The following is a 19,380-nucleotide window of genomic DNA, read 5'->3' as shown; positions in this document are numbered from 1 at the left end:
GGCAGGACATTCACCGATTACCAAGAGTCCGCCCCATGCCCCTGCTCGAAAGCCCCTTCGCCCAGCTCGACCTGATCCGCCAGCCCGAACAACAGAACGAGCCCCTGCAAGCTTTCGACGCAGCGGACGAGTACCTGCTCAATCACCTGGCCGAACAGCAACCGACGGCGGACACCCGGGTGCTGGTCCTCAACGACAGCTTCGGCGCGCTGGCGGCCAGCCTGGTCGGGCGCGTTCAGGTGCGCAGCAGCGGCGACTCGTTTCTCGGCGCGCTGGCGCTGGAGAAAAACCTGGTGCGCAATGGCCTGCCATTCGACGCCGTCACGGTGGTGCCAGCCAGCGAGCCGTTGACCGGGCCATTCGACCGCGTTCTGATCCGCGTGCCCAAGACCCTGGCCCTGCTGGAAGAACAGCTGATTCGCCTGCAAGGCCAACTGGCGCCGGGCGCCCAGGTGGTGGCGGCAGCGATGGTCAAGCATCTGCCACGGGCCGCCGGCGATCTGCTGGAGCGCTATATCGGCCCGGTACAGGCCTCGCTGGCGGTGAAAAAAGCCCGCTTGCTGATCGCCACGCCGGAGGCGAAAACCCCGGCGGTTTCGCCCTACCCGACCCGCTACAAGCTCGACGAGCCCGCCATCGAGCTGCTCAACCACGCCAATGTGTTCTGCCGCGAAGGCCTGGATATCGGCACCCGCGCCTTCCTCCCGCACCTGCCGAAAAACCTCGGCAAGGCCCGGGTCGCGGACCTGGGTTGCGGCAACGGTGTGCTGGCCATCGCCAGCGCCCTGCACAACCCCGATGCCCACTACACCCTGGTGGACGAGTCCTTCATGGCCGTGCAATCGGCCCTGGAGAACTGGCGCGCAACCCTGGGCGAGCGCGAAGTGACCGTGCGCGCCGGCGACGGCCTGGCCGGACAGGAGCCGCAGTCGCTGGACGTGGTGCTGTGCAACCCGCCCTTCCACCAGCAGCAGGTGGTCGGCGACTTCCTCGCCTGGCGCATGTTCCAGCAGGCCCGCGAAGCCTTGGTGGTGGGCGGCGCGCTGTACATCGTCGGCAACCGTCACCTGGGCTATCACAGCAAGCTGGCGCGGCTGTTCCGCGGCGTCGAGCAAGTGGCCGCCACGCCCAAGTTCGTGATCCTCAAGGCGCGCAAATAATCCCCCCGGCAGCCGACCCATTCGCGGTCGACTGCACGGCCATCGCCAGCCCCCCTTTCTCATAAAACCCCAGGCCAAAAAAAACCCTCCAGAGGAGGGTTATAAAACCGTGCCGCAAGGCAACGGGATGGGATGAGTGGTGATGAATTTCAGTGCGTGGTCAGGCCCGCGGCGTTCATGAACATGCGCATCAGGCTGGCGACGATAAACAGCGCCAGCACGCTGCCGACCCAGATTCCGGCGAGCCAGCCCAGGCGCTGCCAGAGCGGTTTCTTCTCGGCTTCTTCGATTTCCTGCAACGTGGGTTTGCCAGCCATCATCGAATACTCCTCTCGGAATGGAGACGATGGCGTCGCTCGGGCGCCATCGCGAGCACGTCCGCTCCCGCACAGGGAGCGGCGCATTGACTAGTGGTAGCCGTCTTCATGGGTGACCTTGCCGCGGAACACGTAGTAGCTCCAGAAGGTGTAACCCAGGATGAACGGGATGATGAACAGCGTGCCCACCAGCATGAAGCCCTGGCTTTGCGGCGGCGCGGCGGCGTCCCAGATCGAGATCGACGGCGGCACGATGTTCGGCCACAGGCTGATGCCCAGGCCACTGTAGCCGAGGAAGATCAGCACCAGGGTCAGCAGGAACGGCGTGTAGTGAGCATTGCGGGCCACGGCGCGCAGCAGGCCGTACATGGTCACCAGCACCAGGATCGGCACCGGCAGGAACCAGAACAGGTTCGGCAGGGTGAACCAGCGCGAAGCGATTTCCGGGTGGGCCAGCGGCGTCCAGATACTGACGACACCGATCACCGCCAGCAGCACGAAGGCCAACGGCCGCGCCAGGTCATGCATCTGCTCCTGCAGCTTGCCTTCGGTCTTCATGATCAGCCAGGTGCAACCGAGCAAGGCATAGGCCACCACCAGCGCGACGCCGCAGAACAGGGTGAACGGCGTGAACCAGTCCAGCGAACCGCCGGCGTACTGGCGGTCGACCACCGGCAGGCCATCGATGAAGGCACCCAGCGCCAAGCCCTGGAAGAAAGTCGCCGCCAGCGAACCGCCGATGAACGCCTTGTCCCAGATGTGGCGCTTGGCTTCCTTGGCCTTGAAGCGGAACTCGAAGGCCACGCCGCGGAAGATCAGGCCGATGAGCATCAGGATCAGCGGCATGTACAGCGCCGAGAGCACCACCGAATAGGCCAGCGGGAAGGCGCCGAACAACGCGGCACCGCCCAGGACCAGCCAGGTTTCGTTACCGTCCCAGACCGGGGCGACGGTGTTCATCATCACGTCACGGTCGCGGGAGTCCTTGACGAACGGGAAGAGAATCCCGATGCCCAGGTCGAACCCGTCCATGACCACGTACATCATGATGCCGAAGATGATGATCACGGCCCAGATCAGCGGAAGATCAATACCCATGACTCAATTCCCCTTGTTCAGGCTGGTGCCGTTGTCTTCGGCATCGTCGTCGGCGGCCGACAGCGGACGGGCCGGTGTGCGTTTCTGGCCAGGACCACCGTGGCTGACTTCCGCGCCTTCGTTGGTCTTCGGCCCCTTGCGCACCAGGCGCATCATGTAGCCGATACCGACCCCGAACAGCGAGAAATACACCACGACAAACAGCGCCAGGGTGATGCTCATCTGCATCAGGCTGTGCCCGGACGAAGCGTCCGCAGTACGCATCAGCCCATAGACCACCCACGGCTGACGGCCGATCTCGGTGGTGAACCAGCCGGCGAGGATCGCGATCAGGCCGGATGGGCCCATCCACAACGCTAGGTACAGGAACGCGCGGTTCTGGTAGATGCGGTCACGCTTGCGCAGCCACAGGCTCCACAGGCCGGTGAGGATCATCAGCATGCCCAGGCCGACCATGATCCGGAACGACCAGAACACAATGGTCGAATTCGGCCGGTCTTCCGGTGGGAATTCCTTGAGCGCCGGCACCTGCTTGTCCAGCGAGTGAGTGAGGATGATGCTGCCCAGGTACGGGATCTCGACGGCGAACTTGGTCTTTTCTTCCTTCATGTCCGGCCAGCCGAACAGGATCAGCGGGGTCGGTTCGTTACCGACGTTTTCCCAGTGACCTTCGATCGCGGCGATTTTCGCCGGCTGGTGCTTGAGGGTGTTGAGGCCATGGAAGTCGCCGATCACAGCCTGGATTGGCGCGACGATCAGGGCCATCCACATCGCCATCGACAGCATGCGGCGGATTGCCGGGTTATCGCGGCCACGCAGCAGGTGCCAGGCGGCGGACGAACCGACGAAAAACGCAGTGGCGACAAAAGCGGCCGTGGCCATGTGCGCCAGGCGGTATGGGAACGACGGGTTGAACACCACCGCCAGCCAGTCCACCGGAATCACTCGGCCGTCGATGATTTCGTAGCCTTGCGGGGTCTGCATCCAGCTGTTGGACGAGAGAATCCAGAAGGTCGAAATCAAGGTACCGATGGCCACCATCACGGTGGCGAAGAAGTGCAGCTTGCGCCCGACCCGGTTCCAGCCGAACAGCATCACGCCGAGGAAGCCGGCTTCGAGGAAGAAGGCCGTGAGCACTTCATAGGTCAGCAGCGGCCCGGTAACGGAACCGGCAAAGTCGGAGAAGCGGCTCCAGTTGGTGCCGAACTGGTAGGCCATGACCAGGCCCGAGACCACCCCCATGCCGAAGTTGACGGCGAAGATCTTCGACCAGAAGTGGTACAGGTCACGGTAGGTATCGTCGCGGGTCTTGAGCCACAAACCTTCGAGCACCGCCAGGTAGCTCGCCAGACCAATGGTGATGGCGGGGAACAGGATGTGGAACGAGATGGTGAACGCGAACTGAATTCGGGCGAGATCTAGTGCCTCCAAACCGAACATAAGCTTTCCTCTGTCAGGTAATACCGGCTGCCGGCTGGAGGCCTGCACCCACTGCCCCCACGGATCTGGAGTGTGGCGAATTCGAATTCGTTCTTTTTAAACCCATCGCAACGCAGGGAGTCTGGCCATCTGGCCGCCAGACCTAACCTTGGAAAAGGTTTTGATCTGGATCAATCAACGCTGAAAGAGTAGTCCTATTTTCGCCATCGGTTTGTGTGGTCTTTTGTCGCGTGACAGGTTGCCTCACCACGTCAAGAACGGGGTTTCTCCGAAGTTTTGCTCTCCCTGTAGCAACAGCCGCCGGCTGCGATCGGCCGGAGCGGTCGTGGCGATTTCTGCGCCGTCGAAGGTCCTTCGGCCCTTTTCGCAGCCTGCGGCAGCGGCTACAGGGATTGGGTTGTTCCGAACAAAAGGGATAGATGCGGAGCTAACAATTGCGCAACTATTGGTTACATCTTGGTGATAACCTCGCCCTACTCCACGCCCAGACCTGCCTTTCAGATGCCCAGCCAAGACCCTCTGCTGCTTCGCCATCACCGTCCGTTCATTGCCTTCTGGCTGGCGCGGATCTTCACCGCCAGCGGCTTCCAGATGCTCACCGTGGCCATTGGCTGGAACCTCTACCAACTGACCGGCAACGTGCTCGACCTGGGGCTGGTCGGGCTGGTGGAGTTCGCGCCGCGGGTGCTGTTCATGCTGCACACCGGACATGTGGCCGACCGCTATGACCGGCGCAAGGTGGCGGCCATCTGCCAGTCGCTACAGGCGCTGATCGCCCTGTCCCTGGCCATCGGCAGCGCCACCCACCATGTCACCCGCGAGATGATCTTCATCCTCGCCTTCCTGCTGGGCGCCGCCCGTTCCTTCGAGATGCCGACCACCCAGGCGCTGCTGCCGAGCATCGTGCCCAGCGCGCTGTTCCCCCGCGCCGTGGCCGCCGCCCAGTCCGCCCAGCAATCGGCGACCATCGTCGCGCCGGCCCTCGGCGGGCTGCTCTACGCCTTTGGCAGCGTGTGGGTCTATGGCCCGACCGTGCTGCTGTATGTGATCGCCTGCTGCCTGATGCTCAACCTGCCCGCGCGGCAGACGCCGCTGAACAAGGGCAAGGCCACCCTGGACTCGCTGCTCGCCGGGGTGCGCTTCATTCGCAGCCGCCCGGATATCCTCGGGGCGATTTCCCTGGACCTGTTCGCCGTGTTGCTGGGCGGCGCCACCGCGCTGCTGCCGGTGTTCGCCAAGGACATCCTGCTCACCGGCGCCTGGGGCCTGGGCCTGCTGCGCTCGGCGCCGGCGGTGGGGGCCTTGCTGATGTCGCTGTGGCTGGCGCGCTTTGCCGTCGACCGCCATGTCGGGCGAGTGATGTTCACCGCGGTCGGTGTGTTCGGCGTTGCCACCATCGCCTTCGGCCTGTCGACCTCGTTCTGGTTCTCGCTTGCGGTGCTGGTGGTGCTGGGCGCGGCGGACATGATCAGCATGGTGATCCGCGCCTCCTTCGTACAGCTGGAAACCCCGGACGAAATGCGTGGCCGGGTCAGCGCCGTGAACGGCCTGTTCATCGGCGCCTCCAACCAGCTCGGCGAGTTCGAGTCCGGGCTCACTGCCCACTGGTTCGGCACCGTGCCGGCGGTGGTCCTCGGCGGAGTCGGCACCCTGCTGGTGACCGGGGTGTGGATAAAACTGTTCCCGACCCTGGCCCATCGCGATCGCATGCATGCGCCGGCGGAAGAAGAAGCCAAGGCCTGATTCGAGACAGGCAGGAAGCTCACAGGACGTCGCCGTTGATCGTCCGATTCACGCGCTGCAATACATATCCGATGGGAAGAGTGTAAGGTATCGCCTTACACTCGCCGCATGATCAAGTCCTTTCAGCACAAAGGCCTCAAGGCCTTCTATGAAACGGGATCGACTCGAGGGATCCGAGCCGATCATGCGAGGCGCCTGGCGCGCATGCTGCCTTTCATGGATCACGCGACAGAGCCTGACGACCTCGACCTCCCGGGATGGCGGTTGCATCCGCTCAAGGGCGAGCGTCGCGAATACTGGTCACTGACCGTATCGGGCAATTGGCGAGTGATTTTTCGTTTTACGGGTTCGGATATCGAGCTGGTCGACTATCTGGATTACCACTGAACAGGAGGCAGGATCATGCCCATGCACAACCCGCCACATCCCGGTGAAACACTGCGTGTGGACGTATTGCCCGAGTTGGGAATCAGCGTGACGGAACTGGCCAGGCATCTTGGCTATGCCCGCCCCCATCTCTCCAAGGTGCTGAACGGCCACGCGCCGATCCGGCCGGAACTGGCGGTAAGGCTGGAACGCGCCGGAATAGGTAAAGCCAAGGTCTGGCTGGCGGTACAGGCGGACTACGATATCTGGCAGACCGAACAAGCCTTGTTACCGCGCATCGAGCCCATTGCCGCTCATGTCTGCTGATCGCTAAACCAGCAACTCCCCCTCCACCACCGTCCGCCGGCCCCTGCCGCACAGTTGCTCCACCAGGGTCAGGGCGAAACTCAGGGCCGCCCCCGAGCCTTGCGCGGTGATGCAGTTGCCATCCACCACCACCGGCTGGTCGACGAAGTTGCAGCCCGACAGCTGATGGCTGGCGCTGGGCAGGCAGGTCATGCGCCGCTGGCGCAGCACCCCGTAACTCTGCAAGGCCAGGGCCGGTGCTTCGGCGATGCCGGCGAACAAGCGCCCGGCGGCGGCCTGGTCCTTGACCAATTGCATCAGCGGTTGATGGGCCGCCAGGTGCTGCGCGCCAACCGCGCCACCGGGCAGCACGATCAGGTCGAAGTTCTGGGCCAGCACATCCACCAGCATGCCGTCGGCGGTCATCCGGGTGCCGCGGGCGCAGGTGAGCATGCGCCGCCCTTCGATACTGGCCACCAGCACTTCGACTTGAGCGCGGCGCAGCACATCGATCAGGGTCACGCTTTGCAGGTCGTCGACACCCTCGGCGAGGGGAATCAGGGCTCTAAAGGTCATGGGCTGTGTCCGCGGTAGGGTCTTTAAAGCTTAGTCAGCTTTAAAGCCCTCCGCGTTCGGACGCTGCCGTTACTTGATGTAGATCTGCGCGCTCATGCTGTTGCCCGGCGCATTCAGCGAGGTGTTGCTGAAGGTGAAGGTGCCTTCCTGCTTGCCGGCCAGGTCGAAGGTATAGATGTAGCCGACGGTGATCCCGGAGTTGCCGCACGGCACCAGGCTCGAACCCTCTTCGCAGACCGCCGCGCGCGTGCCGTTGACCTCGAAGCCATCCAGCGCCACGCGGGGCTGGCGGCCGTAGCCGATTTCCAGCACGTACACCTTGATGTTCGGCCCCTGGTGATCGCAGGCGGTCTTGTCGCGCCCGTCCGACACATCCTCCAGGCCGCAGGACGACGACTCGACCTTGAGGATTTCCACCTGGCTCAAGGGCGGTGCGGAACGGGCCATGGCCGGCGCCGTCCCCAACCACAGACTGCTGGCCACTACCGCCAAGGTCATCGCTTTTATCGTGCTGTGCATAAGTCCCCCCAAAACGTCGGCGCAGTATGCCCCAGTCGCCACCCGGGCAAAACATCGCCGACGATCGCAGCCATAGCCTTACGCTGCTGGTATGATGCGCGGCTTTTTCCGACCCGCACAAAATCCCCGGACGCTTTTTTATGGTCTGTGCTTTGCTGTCTGGGTCGATACATTCACGGCGCCCAGCGCGCCACGGGGAGCAGACATGCTGGAAAGGCTGTTTCAACTCAAGGCACACAACACCAACGTGCGGACCGAGATTCTTGCGGGCGTCACGACCTTCCTGGCCATGGCCTACATTCTCTTCGTCAACCCGAGCATCCTCGGCGAGACCGGCATGGACAAAGGTGCGGTGTTCGTCGCCACCTGCCTGGCCGCCGCCATCGGCTCGACCGTGATGGGCCTGATCGCCAACTACCCGATCGCCCTGGCTCCGGGCATGGGCCTGAACGCCTTCTTCACCTACACCGTGGTCCTGCACATGGGCCATACCTGGCAAGTGGCGCTGGGCGCGGTGTTCATTTCGGCGGTGCTGTTCTTCCTGCTGTCGATCTTCAAGATCCGCGAATGGATCATCAACAGCATCCCGTTGCCGCTGCGCTCGGCGATCGCCGCCGGTATCGGCCTGTTCCTGGCGCTGATCGCCCTGCACAACGCCGGCATCGTGGTCGGCAACCCGGCGACCATGGTCGGCCTCGGTGATCTGAAGCAACCAGCGCCGATCCTCGCGACCCTGGGCTTCGCCCTGATCGTCGCCCTGGAAGCCCTGAAGGTCCGCGGCGCGGTACTGATCGGCATCCTGTCGGTGACCATCGTCTCCATCGCCCTGGGCTTCACCCCGTTTGGCGGCGTGACCTCGATGCCGCCTTCGCTGGCCCCGACCTTCCTGCAACTGGACATCAAGGGCGCGCTGGACATCGGCCTGGTCAGCGTGATCTTCGCCTTCCTGTTCGTCGACCTGTTCGACAACTCCGGCACCCTGATCGGCGTCGCCAAGCGCGCCGGCCTGATGGGCAAGGACGGCCACATGCCGAAAATGGGCCGGGCCCTGATCGCCGACAGCACCGCGGCCATGGCCGGTTCCCTGCTGGGCACCTCGACCACCACCAGCTACATCGAGTCCGCAGCCGGCGTCAGCGCCGGTGGCCGCACCGGCCTGACCGCCATCGTCGTGGCGATCCTGTTCCTCCTGGCGCTGTTCTTCTCGCCACTGGCGGCCAGCGTGCCGGCCTTCGCCACCGCGCCTGCGCTGCTGTTCGTCGCGGTGCTGATGACTTCGGGCCTGGCGGAAATAGACTGGGACGACATCACCGTCGCCGCGCCCGTGGTAGTCACCGCCCTGGCCATGCCGTTCACCTACTCCATCGCCAACGGCATCGCCTTCGGCTTCATTGCCTGGACCGCGATCAAGCTGCTGTCGGGCCGCGCCCGTGAGTTGAACGCGCCGCTGGTGATCCTGTCGGTACTGTTTGTGATCAAGTTGGGTTGGTTCAACGCATGACTTTCGATTCCCAGGCTTACGCCACCCAGCTCGCCGACAAGGTCGCGCGCCTGCGTGAACTGCTGGCGCCGTTCGATGCCCCCGAGCCGCAGGTCTTCGACTCGCCGCTGCAGAACTTCCGCCTGCGCGCGGAGTTTCGCCTGTGGCGCGAAGCCGGCGAGCGTCATTACGCGATGTTTTCCCAGGAAGACAAACGCACGCCGATCCTGATCGAGGAGTTCCCGATCGCCAGCCAGCGCATCAATCAGCTGATGCCGCAACTCAAGGCCGCCTGGCAAGCCAGCAGCGCCTTGAGCCACAAGCTGTTCCAGGTCGAGTTCCTCACCACCCTGGCCGGCGACGCGATGATCACCCTGTGTTATCACCGCCCGCTGGACGAACACTGGCACGCCGCGGCGAGCAAGCTGGCGACCGAGCTGAACGTCAGCGTCATCGGCCGCTCCAAGGGCAAGCGCGAAGTGATCGGCCACGATTACGTGGTGGAAAAACTCGAAGTCGGCGGGCGCACCTTCAGTTACCGCCAACCGGAAGGCGCCTTCACCCAGCCTAACGGCACGGTCAACCAGAAGATGCTCAACTGGGCCTACGACGCCCTGGGCGATCGCCCGGACGACCTGCTGGAGCTGTACTGCGGCAACGGCAACTTCACCCTGCCCCTGGCCACCCGGGTACGCAAGGTGCTGGCCACCGAGATCAGCAAGACCTCGGTCAACGCGGCCCTGAGCAACCTCGGCGAAAACGCGGTGGAGAACGTCACCCTGGTGCGTCTGTCCGCCGAAGAGCTGACCGAGGCGCTGAACGAAGTGCGTCCGTTCCGCCGCCTGCAAGGCGTGGACCTGAAGAGCTACGAATTCGGCAGCGTGTTCGTCGACCCGCCGCGCGCCGGCATGGACCCGGACACCTGCGAGCTGACCCGACGCTTCGACAACATCCTGTACATCTCGTGCAACCCGGAGACGCTGGCGGCCAACATCGCCCAGTTGCACGACACCCACCGCATCACCCGCTGCGCGATGTTCGACCAGTTCCCGTGGACCCACCACATGGAATCCGGGGTCTTGCTGACCCGGCGTTGATAGCCTGTCGCGGACCACAAAAAAGCCGTCCCTGCGACGGCTTTTTTGTGGCCACTGCCTAGCATGCCAACGCCTGCGCCTTTCTTATTGATGAACCGTCGCCTGGGGTGATTGAGATCGGTTCCGCAAGCTCCGGCAACCCTGGCCAGGTGGCAAGCCCTTCTTGCAGTACCGGCTTTTATTGCTGGCAGCGGCATGAATATGTTCGATCAGCGAACACTTAATGACAGGACCCGCCGTCCCCCATCCAGCCGCAATTGACCAAATTAACTAGTTAGTACAATTTAGCTCCAACCGCTGGCCGCTCAAGCCGCGCCCACAATAACAACGGAGAATTCCCCTCATGCGCCCTATCGTTCTGGTGCTCAACGGCCCGAACCTGAACCTGCTTGGCACCCGCGAACCCGCTACTTACGGTCACGAGACCCTGGCCGACATTTCCGCCCTGTGCGGGCGTGCCGCCGAGGAGTTCAGCCTGACCGTGGAGTTTCGCCAGACCAACCACGAAGGCGAACTGCTGGACTGGATTCACGGCGCCCGTGGCCGTTGCGCCGGGATCGTGATCAACCCGGCGGCCTGGACCCACACCTCGGTGGCGATCCGCGACGCCCTGGTGGCCAGTGAGCTGCCGGTGATCGAAGTGCACCTGTCGAACGTCCACGCCCGCGAACCGTTTCGCCATCACTCCTTTGTCTCGGGCATCGCCCTGGCGGTAATGTGCGGCTTCGGCAGCCATGGCTATCGCCTGGCACTGGCGCATTTCAGCCAGCGTTTTCAAGGAGCCCAGGCATGACCCAGCAGAACACAGTACTGGCCGGACTGATCGGCGCCGGCATCCAGGCCTCGCGCACCCCGGCACTGCATGAACACGAAGGCGACGCCCAGGGCGTGCGCTACCTGTACCGACTGATCGACCTGGACCAGCTGCAACTCGACAGCAACGCCCTGCCCGACCTGCTGCTGGCCGCCGAGCGCATGAACTTCACCGGGTTGAACATCACCTTTCCCTGCAAGCAGAGCATCATCCCGCTGCTCGATGAGCTGTCGCCGGAAGCCCGCGGCATCGGCGCGGTGAACACCGTGGTGCTCAAGGACGGCAAGCGCGTCGGCCACAACACCGATTGCCTGGGTTTTGCCGAAGGTTTCCGCCGCGGTTTGCAGGGCGTGGCCCTGGAGCGTGTGGTGCAGATGGGCGCCGGCGGCGCCGGTGCGGCGGTGGCCCATGCGCTGCTCAGCGAAGGCGTGCAGCAACTGAGCATCTTCGATGTGGAAAGCGCCCGCGCCCAGAGCCTGGCGGACAACCTCAACCAGCATTTCGGCCCCGGCCGGGCCAAGGCCGGCGTCGACCTGCCCGCCACCCTGGCCGCCGCCGACGGCCTGGTGAACACCACGCCGATGGGCATGGCCAAGCTGCCGGGCATGCCGGTGCCGGTCGAGTTGCTGCGCCCTGGGTTGTGGGTCGCGGAGATCGTCTACTTCCCCCTGGAAACCGAGTTGCTGCGCAATGCCCGCGCCCTCGGTTGCCGCACCCTGGACGGCGGCAACATGGCGGTGTTTCAGGCGGTGAAGGCGTTCGAGCTGTTCAGCGGCATAACGCCAAATGCCCAGCGCATGCTCGCGCATTTCCAGAGCATGAATGGCTGACAATGCATGAGCGGCTCAGGGCGGGGCTGTGATCGGCTCCGCTCTCGACCGATGCCTGCCGCACGGTCAGGCACCTCGTTGCACTCCTCCCCTTGCGACTACGCACGTTCCTGACGACCGACTGGCCGCAGCCGGCCGTGCATCACGCCGTGCGCCAGCAACCCCGCCAGCAAGCCCCAGAACGCGCCGCCCAAACCGAACAAGGTGATATTGGCAGCGGTCGCCAGGAAGGTGATCAAGGCGGTTTCCCGGCCACTCGGCTCGACCAGCGCGGTGGCGAGGCTGCCGCCGATCGCACCCAACAGGGCCAGGCCCGCCAGGGTGGTGATAAAGGTCGCCGGCAGGACCACGAACAGCGCCGCCAGGGTGCTGCCGAAAATCCCCACCAGCAGATAGAACACCCCACAAGCGAGCCCGGCCAGATAACGCTTGGCGGGCTCCTCATGCGCCTCCTTGCCCGTACAGATGGCGGCGGTAATCGCAGCGACATTGAATGCATGGGAACCGAACGGCGCCATCAACAAGGAGCCCAGCCCCGTCGTCGTGAGAATCGGATTGGCGCTGGTCTTGAACCCATCGTTGCGCAGCACCAGCATGCCGGGCATGTACTGGCCGGTCAGGGTGATCAGGAACAACGGCAGGGCCACGCTCAGCAGCGCATTCAGCGAGAACACCGGCAAGGTCAGCACCGGCAGGGCCGGCTTGAGTTCAAGGCTGGCGAAACTGACCTGCCCCAACCCGAGCAACAGCACGATGCCGATCAGCAATACCCCGACAATCGCATAACGCGCGGTAAAGCGGCGTAGCAGCACATAGCTGAGCAGCAGCGCGCCCACCAGCAGCGGATCGACCCCGGCCCCGTCGAAAGCGCCGATCCCGAAGCGCAGCAAAATGCCCGCCAGCAGACCCGCTGCGATTCCCGGCGGGATCAGCTTCACCACCCGCTCGAAATAGCCCGATATCCCCAGCACGACGAAGCCGACAGCCGACAACATGAAGGCGCCGATCATTTCCGGGTAAGGCGTGCTCGGCAGTACCGCGATCAGGAAGGCCGCGCCCGGTGTCGACCAGGCGGTAATGATCGGCTCGCGGTAGCGATAGCTCAGCCAGGCGCCGGTCAGACCGACGCCGATCGAGATCGACCAGATCCACGAAGCGGTTTGCTCGGGACTCAGCCCGGCCGCCTTGGCCCCCTGGAAAACCAGAATAAAGGTGCCCCCGTAATTGACGATGACCGAAATCAGCGCGGCAACGCTCGGATGCAGCAGGTCAGCGATTCTGATGCTGGCGGTTTTCATCGGTGGGCCCCTCTGGATGTGTTGGCAAGGCGAGGGAGTATCGGCAGGTAATGGTCTATATAAAATATCCACTTTCCATCAATATCCCAGACCACTTTTCCAGCTTGTCGCGCAGTCCGACGACCCACAGGCCCCCGATGAAAACCCGTAAAACCGCCTATCCCATCTGGAACCGTCTGCAACTGGCCAAGGACGGCCACTTGTCCTTGCGCGAGCAATTGCTGTTGTTCCTGCGCAAAGGCATCGCCGATGGCAGCGTCAAGGCCGGCATCCGCCTGCCAGCCTCACGTGTGTTGGCGGCCCAGCTGGGGCTGTCCCGCATGACCGTGACCGAGGCCTATGGGCAGTTGATCGCCGAGGGGTTCCTGGAGGCCCGGACAGGTTCGGGCACCTATGTCATGGCCCGCATCGCCGAACCAACGGCCTCGCCGCCCGCCCGGACAGAGGCCGTCATCGGCTCCACCCGGGCCCGGGCGTTGACGGGGAACGACTCGATGTCCATGGTCCCCGCCGCCTGGCCGCTGACTCCGGGCCTGCCGGCGCTGGACGCCTTTCCCTATGCCCTGTGGGGGCGCCTGGAGGGCCGGTTCTGGCGACGCCGGCCACTTCCCGACCTGTCCTACGGCGACCCACAGGGTTTCCTGCCATTACGCGAAGCCCTGGCGGCTTACCTGGGCGCGGCACGCGGGGTGGTCTGCCAGGCCCGTCACATCGTGATTACCCCCGGCGCCCAAGCGGCGGTGTCGATTGCAACACTGGCGCTCACCGACCAGGGGGATCGCGTCTGGGTCGAGAACCCCGGCTACGATGCGGCCTACCGCAGCGTGTTGCTGGCTGGCGTGCAGGCGGTGGGCGTTCCCGTGGATAAAGAAGGGCTGGATGTGCAGGCCGGCCGCCGGCTCGCGCCAGACGCCAGGCTGGCGCTGGTATCGCCTTCGCACCAGTATCCCCTGGGGGTCGGCATGAGCCTGGCGCGACGCCTGGCCTTACTGCAATGGGCCCACGACGCCAATGCCTTCATCCTCGAAGACGATTACGACAGCGAGTTTCGCTACGGCGGCGCGCCAACACCGGCGCTCAAGGCCCTGGACGGCAATCAGGGGCGGGTGATCTATGTGGGGACCTTGAGCAAGCTGCTGGCGCCGGGTCTGCGCCTGGGGTTCCTGGTCGCCCCCGAGGCGGTGGTGGACCTGTTGCGCGACGTGCGCAATGGCAGCGGCCACCGCGTACCTTTGTCACTCCAGGCGACGGCGGCGGAGTTCATCGGCAATGGCCACCTCGGCAGCCATATCCGGCGTAGCCAGGCGGTTTATGCGCAACGTCGCGCAGCCTTGCTGGCGGCCATTCACGACGCCGGCAGCGAGCGTATGACGGTAGCCAGCAGCGCTACCGGGTTGCATCTGCTCGCCGAACTGCCCGATGGGCTCGACGACCAGGCTATCGCTGCCGCCGCCCATGCCCGAAAAATCGGCGTCGCGCCGCTGTCAGGTTTTTTCGTTGGCGCCCAGGGTCAGCCACGTCCTGGCTTGTTGATGGGCTTTGGCAATACCCGGGCGGAGTCGATGCAGGATGCGGTTGCAACCCTGTGCCGTCTGATCGACCGGCAACGGGATTCATCCCTCTAGGCGATCAGGCCTGCAAGTAACGCAGCACCGACTCGCAGATCATCTCGCGGTGACGCTGCTTGATCGCCTCGTCGGGCAGGTCGATCTGGAAGATCTCGCCGAAGGTGTGGCGGTTGGACACGCGGTAGAAGCAGAACGAACTGATCAGCAAGTGCACATCCAGAGCGTCCAGGCCGGCGCGGAACACGCCCTCGTCGACCCCGCGCTGCAGGATCTCGCCCAGGGCATGGAGGATGGTGTTGTTCATCGCCTTGATCGCCTCGGAGCGCTTCACGTACTCGGCGTTGTGGATGTTCTCGATGCTGACGATGCGCACGAAATCGACGTTGCGATCATGGTGATCGAAGGTGAACTCCACCAGCCGGCGAATCGCATCGCGCGGCGCCAGCTCCGCCAGGTGCAGGCGGCTCTCGGTGCTGCGGATATCGCCGTAGAGCTTCTCCAGCACCTCGACGTACAGCTGCTCCTTGCTGCCGAAGTAGTAATAGATCATGCGCTTGGAGGTGTGGATGCGCTCGGCGATGGCATCCACCCGAGCGCCGGACAGGCCCTGCTGCACAAACTCCACAATGGCTTCTTGCAGAATGTTCTCGCGGGTCTTTTCCGGGTTGTTCTTGCGACTCTTGCGCGGCTCGTTCACGGACTGCTCGGGCGCTACGGAGAGTTCTGTGGTCATTGTCATTCTGGGGCTCACGGCCATCGCTGCACACGCGGGCGATTATGGGCCGCGTCGCGCAGCGAAGGAAAGCAGGACGGCGGCCCTTTGCCGCCGCCGTTACGAAACTCCTACAACTTGGCCTGTCGCACCCCGCCACTGCGCGACTTGGCCATGGCCGCCAGGCGCACCGCGACGTTCGCCGCGCCATAACCGACATAGCCATTCTTGCGCTGGATGATCTCGAAGAAGAAGCGCCCCTCGAACGGTTCGGTGTAGACGTGGAACAGCTCGCCGCCCTGGGCATCGCGGTCATAGAGCACGTTGTAGTAGGCCAGCTCGCTGAGGAACTCGTCGTCGAAATCGAAGCGCGCCGCCAGGTCGTCGTAGTAGTTCAGCGGGATGTCCAGCAGCGGCACGCCCGCCTCCTTGGCCCGGCTGACTTCGGCAAAGATGTCGTCGCAATCGAAGGCGATGTGATGCACGCCCGAGCCGCCATAACTGGACAGCGCATGGGAGATCGCGGTCTTGCGGTTCTCGGAAATGTTCAGCGGCAGACGGATGGTGCTGCAACGGCTGCGCAGCGCCCGGCTCTTCACCAGCCCGTAGGGATCGGGCAGCACCACTTCGTCGTCGGCGGTGAAATCCAGCAGGCTCTTGTAGAACAGCACCCAGCTGTCGAGGTTATCGGCCGGCAGCGCCATGGCCATGTGGTCGATGCGCTTGAGGCCGCCCTTGGCCACGACCCCGGGGAGCATATTGAAATCGGTGTCGTACAGGTTCCCGCCCTGCTCCTGATCCACCAGGTAGATCAGGCTGCCATCCAGCTCGCGCACCGCGGCCAGTTCCAGTTCGTTGGGGCCCACCAGCCCGCGGTACGGCTGGCCCTTGTAGGCCACCGCGCGCTCCAGCGCCTTGGCGCTGTCCTTGACCCGGATCGCCGTGGCGCACACCGAGGGGCCGTGGGCTTCGAAGAAGCTGTGGGCAAAGGAATAAGGTTCGGAGTTGAGGATCAGATTGATATCGCCCTGGCGCATCAGGCTGACGTTCTTCGAGCGATGCTGGCCGGCCTTGGCAAACCCCAGGCGTTCCAGCCAGCCGCCGAGCTTGGCGCCCAGCGCTTCGTCCACGGCGAACTCGAGAAACTCGGTGCCGCCGTATTCACTGGCCGGCGGCGGCGCGAACAGCGTATCGATATTGGCCACCGGCGTGGCTTCCTGCGCCAGGCGCTGGCGGGTCTTCTCCTCGAGGTACAGCAGCGAACGCAGGCCGTCCGCGGCGTTGGCCCGAGGTGGCGCGGCGCGGAAACCGTCGTTGAAGATCTCCAGGGACAAAGGCCCGGTGTAGCCGCTCTTGATGATCGGCGCGAGGAACCCCGGCAGGTCGAAATCGCCCTGCCCCGGGAAGCAGCGAAAATGCCGGCTCCACTCCAGCACGTCCATGGCCAGGATCGGCGCGTCGGCCATCTGCACGAAGAAGATCTTGTCCCCCGGGATCTCGGCGATCGCCGCCGGGTCGCCCTTGAGCGACAGGGTGTGGAAGCTGTCGAGCAGCACACCGAGGCTTGGATGGTCGGCCTCGCGAACGATGTCCCAGACCTGTTGATAAGTATTGACGTGCCGGCCCCAGGCCAGGGCTTCGTAGCCGATCCGCAGGCCACGGCTGCCGGCGCGCTCGGCCAGCAGGCGCAGGTCGTCCACCAGGATCTGCCGATCGCCGACACTGTCGGCGGCGGCATTGCTGCACACCAGCACCAGGTCGGTGCCCAGTTCCTGCATCAGGTCGAACTTGCGCTCGGCACGTTCCAGGTTGCGTTGCAGGCGGTCGCGGCGGCAGCCTTCGAAGTCGCGAAAGGGTTGGAACAGGGTGATGGCGATGCCCAGGTCCGCGCACATCTGGCGGATTTCCCGGGGGCTGCCGTCGTAATAGAGCAGGTCGTTCTCGAAAATCTCCACGCCGTCGAAACCGGCGGCGGCAATGGCTTCGAGCTTTTCCGGCAGGGTACCGCTCAAGGAGACGGTGGCAATGGAACGCTGCATGTTTCAACTCCCGGTAATGACCACAGATCGGGCGCCGTGCCTGTAGCCGCTGCCGCAGGTCCTCCAGCGCACTGAAGATCCCGTGCCCGCTTCGCGGACGATCGCAGCCTGCGGCAGCGGCTACAGGTGCACGTTTGTTATTGGATGGGGCGGATTATTGAGCCGGGCATTACAGACAGCAATTCAAAGTGTACGAACCAGTTAGTTTTTCGTGCGATTATCGAACAAAATGGCCGTTGGCGAATTGACGACTTTTCGTCCACTGCGCACCATCGACAGCACATTGAGCCGGCACCGAACTGCCGGCTTCAATCGCCAAAGACCCAGAACACACCATAAAAATTTCAAAAATCGGGTACACCCTCATGCTTGCACTCAACGCCACACCTCTCTGCCCGGTCCTCCGGCTTTCACCTGGCCAGACTTCCAACAGCCGCCTTCAGACGGACACACTACGGCCCCTGGGCTGAACCGTGCTTGCACGCTGACCCGACCGCTTTCAATCGTCGCGCCCGGTGCGCGTCGAGCAAAGCACTCAGCCGATCGATCATCGAGTTCACCCGCGGCCCGGCCGCCCAGCCGACGATCGATCACGCGCCCTTGAGTCCCGACGAGTTGTCCCTCGTCAGTCATTGAACGGATGGCACACATGATTCCTTCTCAAAGCTCCCGCATGGCCCCGAGCCTCGGCACCGCCTCCGGCGGCATCGGCGACAAGATCCGCGGCGCCATGGCGGTCGGCAAGACCCGCTGGGGCATGCTCGCCCTGGTGTTCTTCGCCACCACCCTGAACTACATCGACCGCGCCGCCCTGGGTGTGATGCAGCCGATCCTGGCCAAGGAAATGAGCTGGACGGCGATGGACTACGCCAACATCAACTTCTGGTTCCAGGTCGGCTACGCCGTCGGTTTCGTCCTGCAAGGACGGTTGATCGACCGGGTCGGCGTCAAGCGCGTGTTCTTCTTCGCCGTGCTGCTGTGGAGCCTGGCCACCGGCGCCCACGGCCTGGCCACCTCGGCCGCAGGCTTCATGGTCTGCCGCTTCATCCTCGGGCTGACCGAGGCCGCCAACTACCCGGCCTGCGTGAAGACCACGCGCCTGTGGTTCCCGGCCGGCGAACGCGCGGTGGCCACCGGCATCTTCAACGCCGGGACCAACGTCGGCGCCATGTTCACCCCGATGCTGCTGCCGTTGATCCTGCACGCCTGGGGCTGGCAGGCGGCGTTCCTGTGCATGGCCGCGCTGGGCGGTATCTGGCTGCTGTTCTGGGGCCTGAAGTACTTCAACCCGGAAGATCACCCGAGCGTCAAACAGTCCGAGCTCGAGTACATCCAGAAAGAAGTCGAACCGGAACAGACCCGCGTGCCTTTCTCGCGCATCCTGCGCATGCGCGGCACCTGGGCCTTCGCCCTGGCCTACTCGATCACCGCGCCGGTGTTCTGGTTCTACCTGTACTGGCTGCCGCCGTTCCTCAACCAGCAGTACAACCTGGGCATCAACGTGACCCAGATGGGTATCCCGCTGATCATCATCTACCTGACCGCCGACTTCGGCAGCGTCGGCGGTGGCATCCTCTCGTCGTTCCTGATCGGCCGCGGCGTCAACCCGATCAAGGCGCGCCTGATGTCCATGCTGCTGTTCGCCTGCTGCATCGTCGGTGTGATCATGGCCGCGGGCGCCAGCAATCTGTGGCTGGCGGTGTTCGCCATCTCCCTGGCCATCGGCGCGCACCAGGCCTGGACCGCCAACATCTGGAGCCTGGTGATGGACTACACGCCCAAGCACATGATGAGCACGGTGTTCGGGTTCGGCGGCATGTGCGCGGCCATCGGCGGCATGTTCATGACCCAGCTGGTGGGCCATATCCTGACCGTCACCAACAACAACTACACCGTGTTGTTCACCCTGATCCCGGCGATGTACTTCATCGCCCTGACCTGGATGTACTTCATGGCTCCGCGCAAGATTCCGAAAGTGGAAGACTGACACTTTCCTCTCGCAGGCCCGGTTCCGGGC

Annotated in this window: 18 protein-coding genes; 10 read left to right on the top strand and 8 right to left on the bottom strand. The window is 64.0% G+C overall.

The window, feature by feature from the left end; genetic code table 11:
* The first annotated feature begins 35 nt into the window (after nucleotides 1-35).
* Nucleotides 36-1,160, top strand: coding sequence for a methyltransferase (locus tag PVZ80_RS25765; RefSeq protein ID WP_110175905.1), 1,125 nt, complete (start codon nucleotides 36-38; stop codon nucleotides 1,158-1,160).
* A gap of 149 nt (nucleotides 1,161-1,309) precedes the next feature.
* Here the strand turns inward: PVZ80_RS25765 and PVZ80_RS25760 are convergent, their stop codons facing one another.
* The 3 genes from PVZ80_RS25760 to PVZ80_RS25750 form a co-directional block, all read right to left on the bottom strand.
* Nucleotides 1,310-1,477, bottom strand: coding sequence for a DUF2474 domain-containing protein (locus PVZ80_RS25760; RefSeq protein WP_023969448.1), 168 nt, complete (start codon nucleotides 1,475-1,477; stop codon nucleotides 1,310-1,312).
* A gap of 90 nt (nucleotides 1,478-1,567) precedes the next feature.
* On the bottom strand, nucleotides 1,568-2,575 hold the full coding sequence (gene cydB, locus PVZ80_RS25755) for a cytochrome d ubiquinol oxidase subunit II (RefSeq protein ID WP_009050973.1): 1,008 nt from the start codon (nucleotides 2,573-2,575) through the stop codon (nucleotides 1,568-1,570).
* A 3-nt stretch (nucleotides 2,576-2,578) separates the two neighbouring features.
* Nucleotides 2,579-4,015, bottom strand: coding sequence for a cytochrome ubiquinol oxidase subunit I (locus PVZ80_RS25750; RefSeq protein ID WP_009050974.1), 1,437 nt, complete (start codon nucleotides 4,013-4,015; stop codon nucleotides 2,579-2,581).
* Nucleotides 4,016-4,516: 501 nt separating this feature from the next.
* Here PVZ80_RS25750 and PVZ80_RS25745 point away from each other — a divergent pair.
* The 3 genes from PVZ80_RS25745 to PVZ80_RS25735 all read left to right on the top strand — a co-directional run bounded on the left by PVZ80_RS25745 (nucleotide 4,517) and on the right by PVZ80_RS25735 (nucleotide 6,451).
* The gene (locus PVZ80_RS25745) at nucleotides 4,517-5,758 is read left to right on the top strand and encodes an MFS transporter (RefSeq protein ID WP_009050975.1); all 1,242 of its coding nucleotides are present in this window, start codon (nucleotides 4,517-4,519) and stop codon (nucleotides 5,756-5,758) included.
* 108 nt (nucleotides 5,759-5,866) lie between these two features.
* A complete protein-coding gene (locus tag PVZ80_RS25740) occupies nucleotides 5,867-6,145 on the top strand; it encodes a type II toxin-antitoxin system RelE/ParE family toxin (protein ID WP_009050976.1) in 279 nt (92 codons plus the stop codon).
* A 15-nt stretch (nucleotides 6,146-6,160) separates the two neighbouring features.
* On the top strand, nucleotides 6,161-6,451 hold the full coding sequence (locus tag PVZ80_RS25735; protein WP_009050977.1) for a HigA family addiction module antitoxin: 291 nt from the start codon (nucleotides 6,161-6,163) through the stop codon (nucleotides 6,449-6,451).
* 3 nt (nucleotides 6,452-6,454) lie between these two features.
* Here PVZ80_RS25735 and PVZ80_RS25730 read toward each other — a convergent pair whose 3' ends face one another.
* Together PVZ80_RS25730 and PVZ80_RS25725 are read right to left on the bottom strand one after the other, a co-directional pair.
* The gene (locus tag PVZ80_RS25730) at nucleotides 6,455-7,006 is read right to left on the bottom strand and encodes a DJ-1 family glyoxalase III (protein WP_009050978.1); all 552 of its coding nucleotides are present in this window, start codon (nucleotides 7,004-7,006) and stop codon (nucleotides 6,455-6,457) included.
* 69 nt (nucleotides 7,007-7,075) lie between these two features.
* Nucleotides 7,076-7,525 (bottom strand): DUF4879 domain-containing protein, encoded by a 450-nt coding sequence (locus PVZ80_RS25725; protein ID WP_009050979.1) that lies wholly within the window; start codon nucleotides 7,523-7,525, stop codon nucleotides 7,076-7,078.
* A gap of 205 nt (nucleotides 7,526-7,730) precedes the next feature.
* On the opposite strand from PVZ80_RS25725, the gene PVZ80_RS25720 reads away from it, so the two are divergent.
* From PVZ80_RS25720 to PVZ80_RS25705, 4 genes are all read left to right on the top strand, one after another.
* Nucleotides 7,731-9,026, top strand: a complete 1,296-nt coding sequence (locus PVZ80_RS25720; RefSeq protein ID WP_009050980.1) for an NCS2 family permease — start codon at nucleotides 7,731-7,733, stop codon at nucleotides 9,024-9,026.
* Nucleotides 9,023-10,102, top strand: a complete 1,080-nt coding sequence (gene trmA, locus PVZ80_RS25715; protein ID WP_016703714.1) for a tRNA (uridine(54)-C5)-methyltransferase TrmA — start codon at nucleotides 9,023-9,025, stop codon at nucleotides 10,100-10,102. The genes PVZ80_RS25720 and trmA overlap by 4 nt, the downstream gene beginning before the upstream one ends.
* A gap of 343 nt (nucleotides 10,103-10,445) precedes the next feature.
* Complete coding sequence (gene aroQ, locus PVZ80_RS25710; RefSeq protein WP_038635277.1) at nucleotides 10,446-10,895, top strand: type II 3-dehydroquinate dehydratase; 450 nt, start codon at nucleotides 10,446-10,448, stop codon at nucleotides 10,893-10,895.
* Nucleotides 10,892-11,746 carry a shikimate dehydrogenase gene (locus PVZ80_RS25705; RefSeq protein WP_009050983.1) on the top strand — a complete coding sequence of 285 codons (855 nt, stop codon included), beginning with the start codon at nucleotides 10,892-10,894 and terminating at the stop codon, nucleotides 11,744-11,746. The genes aroQ and PVZ80_RS25705 overlap by 4 nt, the downstream gene beginning before the upstream one ends.
* Nucleotides 11,747-11,844: 98 nt before the next feature.
* Here PVZ80_RS25705 and PVZ80_RS25700 read toward each other — a convergent pair whose 3' ends face one another.
* Nucleotides 11,845-13,044 (bottom strand): benzoate/H(+) symporter BenE family transporter, encoded by a 1,200-nt coding sequence (locus PVZ80_RS25700; protein ID WP_053269980.1) that lies wholly within the window; start codon nucleotides 13,042-13,044, stop codon nucleotides 11,845-11,847.
* 137 nt (nucleotides 13,045-13,181) lie between these two features.
* On the opposite strand from PVZ80_RS25700, the gene pdxR reads away from it, so the two are divergent.
* Nucleotides 13,182-14,669, top strand: a complete 1,488-nt coding sequence (pdxR, locus tag PVZ80_RS25695) for a MocR-like pyridoxine biosynthesis transcription factor PdxR (protein ID WP_273864748.1) — start codon at nucleotides 13,182-13,184, stop codon at nucleotides 14,667-14,669.
* A 4-nt stretch (nucleotides 14,670-14,673) separates the two neighbouring features.
* Here the strand turns inward: pdxR and PVZ80_RS25690 are convergent, their stop codons facing one another.
* Together PVZ80_RS25690 and quiC are read right to left on the bottom strand one after the other, a co-directional pair.
* On the bottom strand, nucleotides 14,674-15,351 hold the full coding sequence (locus tag PVZ80_RS25690; RefSeq protein WP_009050986.1) for a TetR/AcrR family transcriptional regulator: 678 nt from the start codon (nucleotides 15,349-15,351) through the stop codon (nucleotides 14,674-14,676).
* Nucleotides 15,352-15,455: 104 nt separating this feature from the next.
* Complete coding sequence (quiC, locus tag PVZ80_RS25685) at nucleotides 15,456-17,363, bottom strand: 3-dehydroshikimate dehydratase QuiC (RefSeq protein WP_009050987.1); 1,908 nt, start codon at nucleotides 17,361-17,363, stop codon at nucleotides 15,456-15,458.
* A gap of 649 nt (nucleotides 17,364-18,012) precedes the next feature.
* Here quiC and PVZ80_RS25680 point away from each other — a divergent pair.
* A complete protein-coding gene (locus PVZ80_RS25680) occupies nucleotides 18,013-19,350 on the top strand; it encodes an MFS transporter (protein ID WP_009050988.1) in 1,338 nt (445 codons plus the stop codon).
* Nucleotides 19,351-19,380: the final 30 nt, after the last annotated feature.

This window comes from Pseudomonas sp. B3G-3, from assembly GCF_028640915.1.
Lineage (GTDB): Bacteria > Pseudomonadota > Gammaproteobacteria > Pseudomonadales > Pseudomonadaceae > Aquipseudomonas > Aquipseudomonas chlororaphis_I.
Note: the sequence above shows the minus strand (reverse complement) of the source record. Positions and strands in the feature narration are given on the sequence as shown.

Coding starts and splice junctions, on each gene's coding strand:
- PVZ80_RS25765 (WP_110175905.1), top strand. CDS start 36: ATGCCCCTGCTCGAAAGCCCCTTCGCCCAGCTCGACCTGATCCGCCAG.
- PVZ80_RS25760 (WP_023969448.1), bottom strand. CDS start 1,477: ATGGCTGGCAAACCCACGTTGCAGGAAATCGAAGAAGCCGAGAAGAAA.
- cydB (WP_009050973.1), bottom strand. CDS start 2,575: ATGGGTATTGATCTTCCGCTGATCTGGGCCGTGATCATCATCTTCGGC.
- PVZ80_RS25750 (WP_009050974.1), bottom strand. CDS start 4,015: ATGTTCGGTTTGGAGGCACTAGATCTCGCCCGAATTCAGTTCGCGTTC.
- PVZ80_RS25745 (WP_009050975.1), top strand. CDS start 4,517: ATGCCCAGCCAAGACCCTCTGCTGCTTCGCCATCACCGTCCGTTCATT.
- PVZ80_RS25740 (WP_009050976.1), top strand. CDS start 5,867: ATGATCAAGTCCTTTCAGCACAAAGGCCTCAAGGCCTTCTATGAAACG.
- PVZ80_RS25735 (WP_009050977.1), top strand. CDS start 6,161: ATGCCCATGCACAACCCGCCACATCCCGGTGAAACACTGCGTGTGGAC.
- PVZ80_RS25730 (WP_009050978.1), bottom strand. CDS start 7,006: ATGACCTTTAGAGCCCTGATTCCCCTCGCCGAGGGTGTCGACGACCTG.
- PVZ80_RS25725 (WP_009050979.1), bottom strand. CDS start 7,525: ATGCACAGCACGATAAAAGCGATGACCTTGGCGGTAGTGGCCAGCAGT.
- PVZ80_RS25720 (WP_009050980.1), top strand. CDS start 7,731: ATGCTGGAAAGGCTGTTTCAACTCAAGGCACACAACACCAACGTGCGG.
- trmA (WP_016703714.1), top strand. CDS start 9,023: ATGACTTTCGATTCCCAGGCTTACGCCACCCAGCTCGCCGACAAGGTC.
- aroQ (WP_038635277.1), top strand. CDS start 10,446: ATGCGCCCTATCGTTCTGGTGCTCAACGGCCCGAACCTGAACCTGCTT.
- PVZ80_RS25705 (WP_009050983.1), top strand. CDS start 10,892: ATGACCCAGCAGAACACAGTACTGGCCGGACTGATCGGCGCCGGCATC.
- PVZ80_RS25700 (WP_053269980.1), bottom strand. CDS start 13,044: ATGAAAACCGCCAGCATCAGAATCGCTGACCTGCTGCATCCGAGCGTT.
- pdxR (WP_273864748.1), top strand. CDS start 13,182: ATGAAAACCCGTAAAACCGCCTATCCCATCTGGAACCGTCTGCAACTG.
- PVZ80_RS25690 (WP_009050986.1), bottom strand. CDS start 15,351: ATGACAATGACCACAGAACTCTCCGTAGCGCCCGAGCAGTCCGTGAAC.
- quiC (WP_009050987.1), bottom strand. CDS start 17,363: ATGCAGCGTTCCATTGCCACCGTCTCCTTGAGCGGTACCCTGCCGGAA.
- PVZ80_RS25680 (WP_009050988.1), top strand. CDS start 18,013: ATGATTCCTTCTCAAAGCTCCCGCATGGCCCCGAGCCTCGGCACCGCC.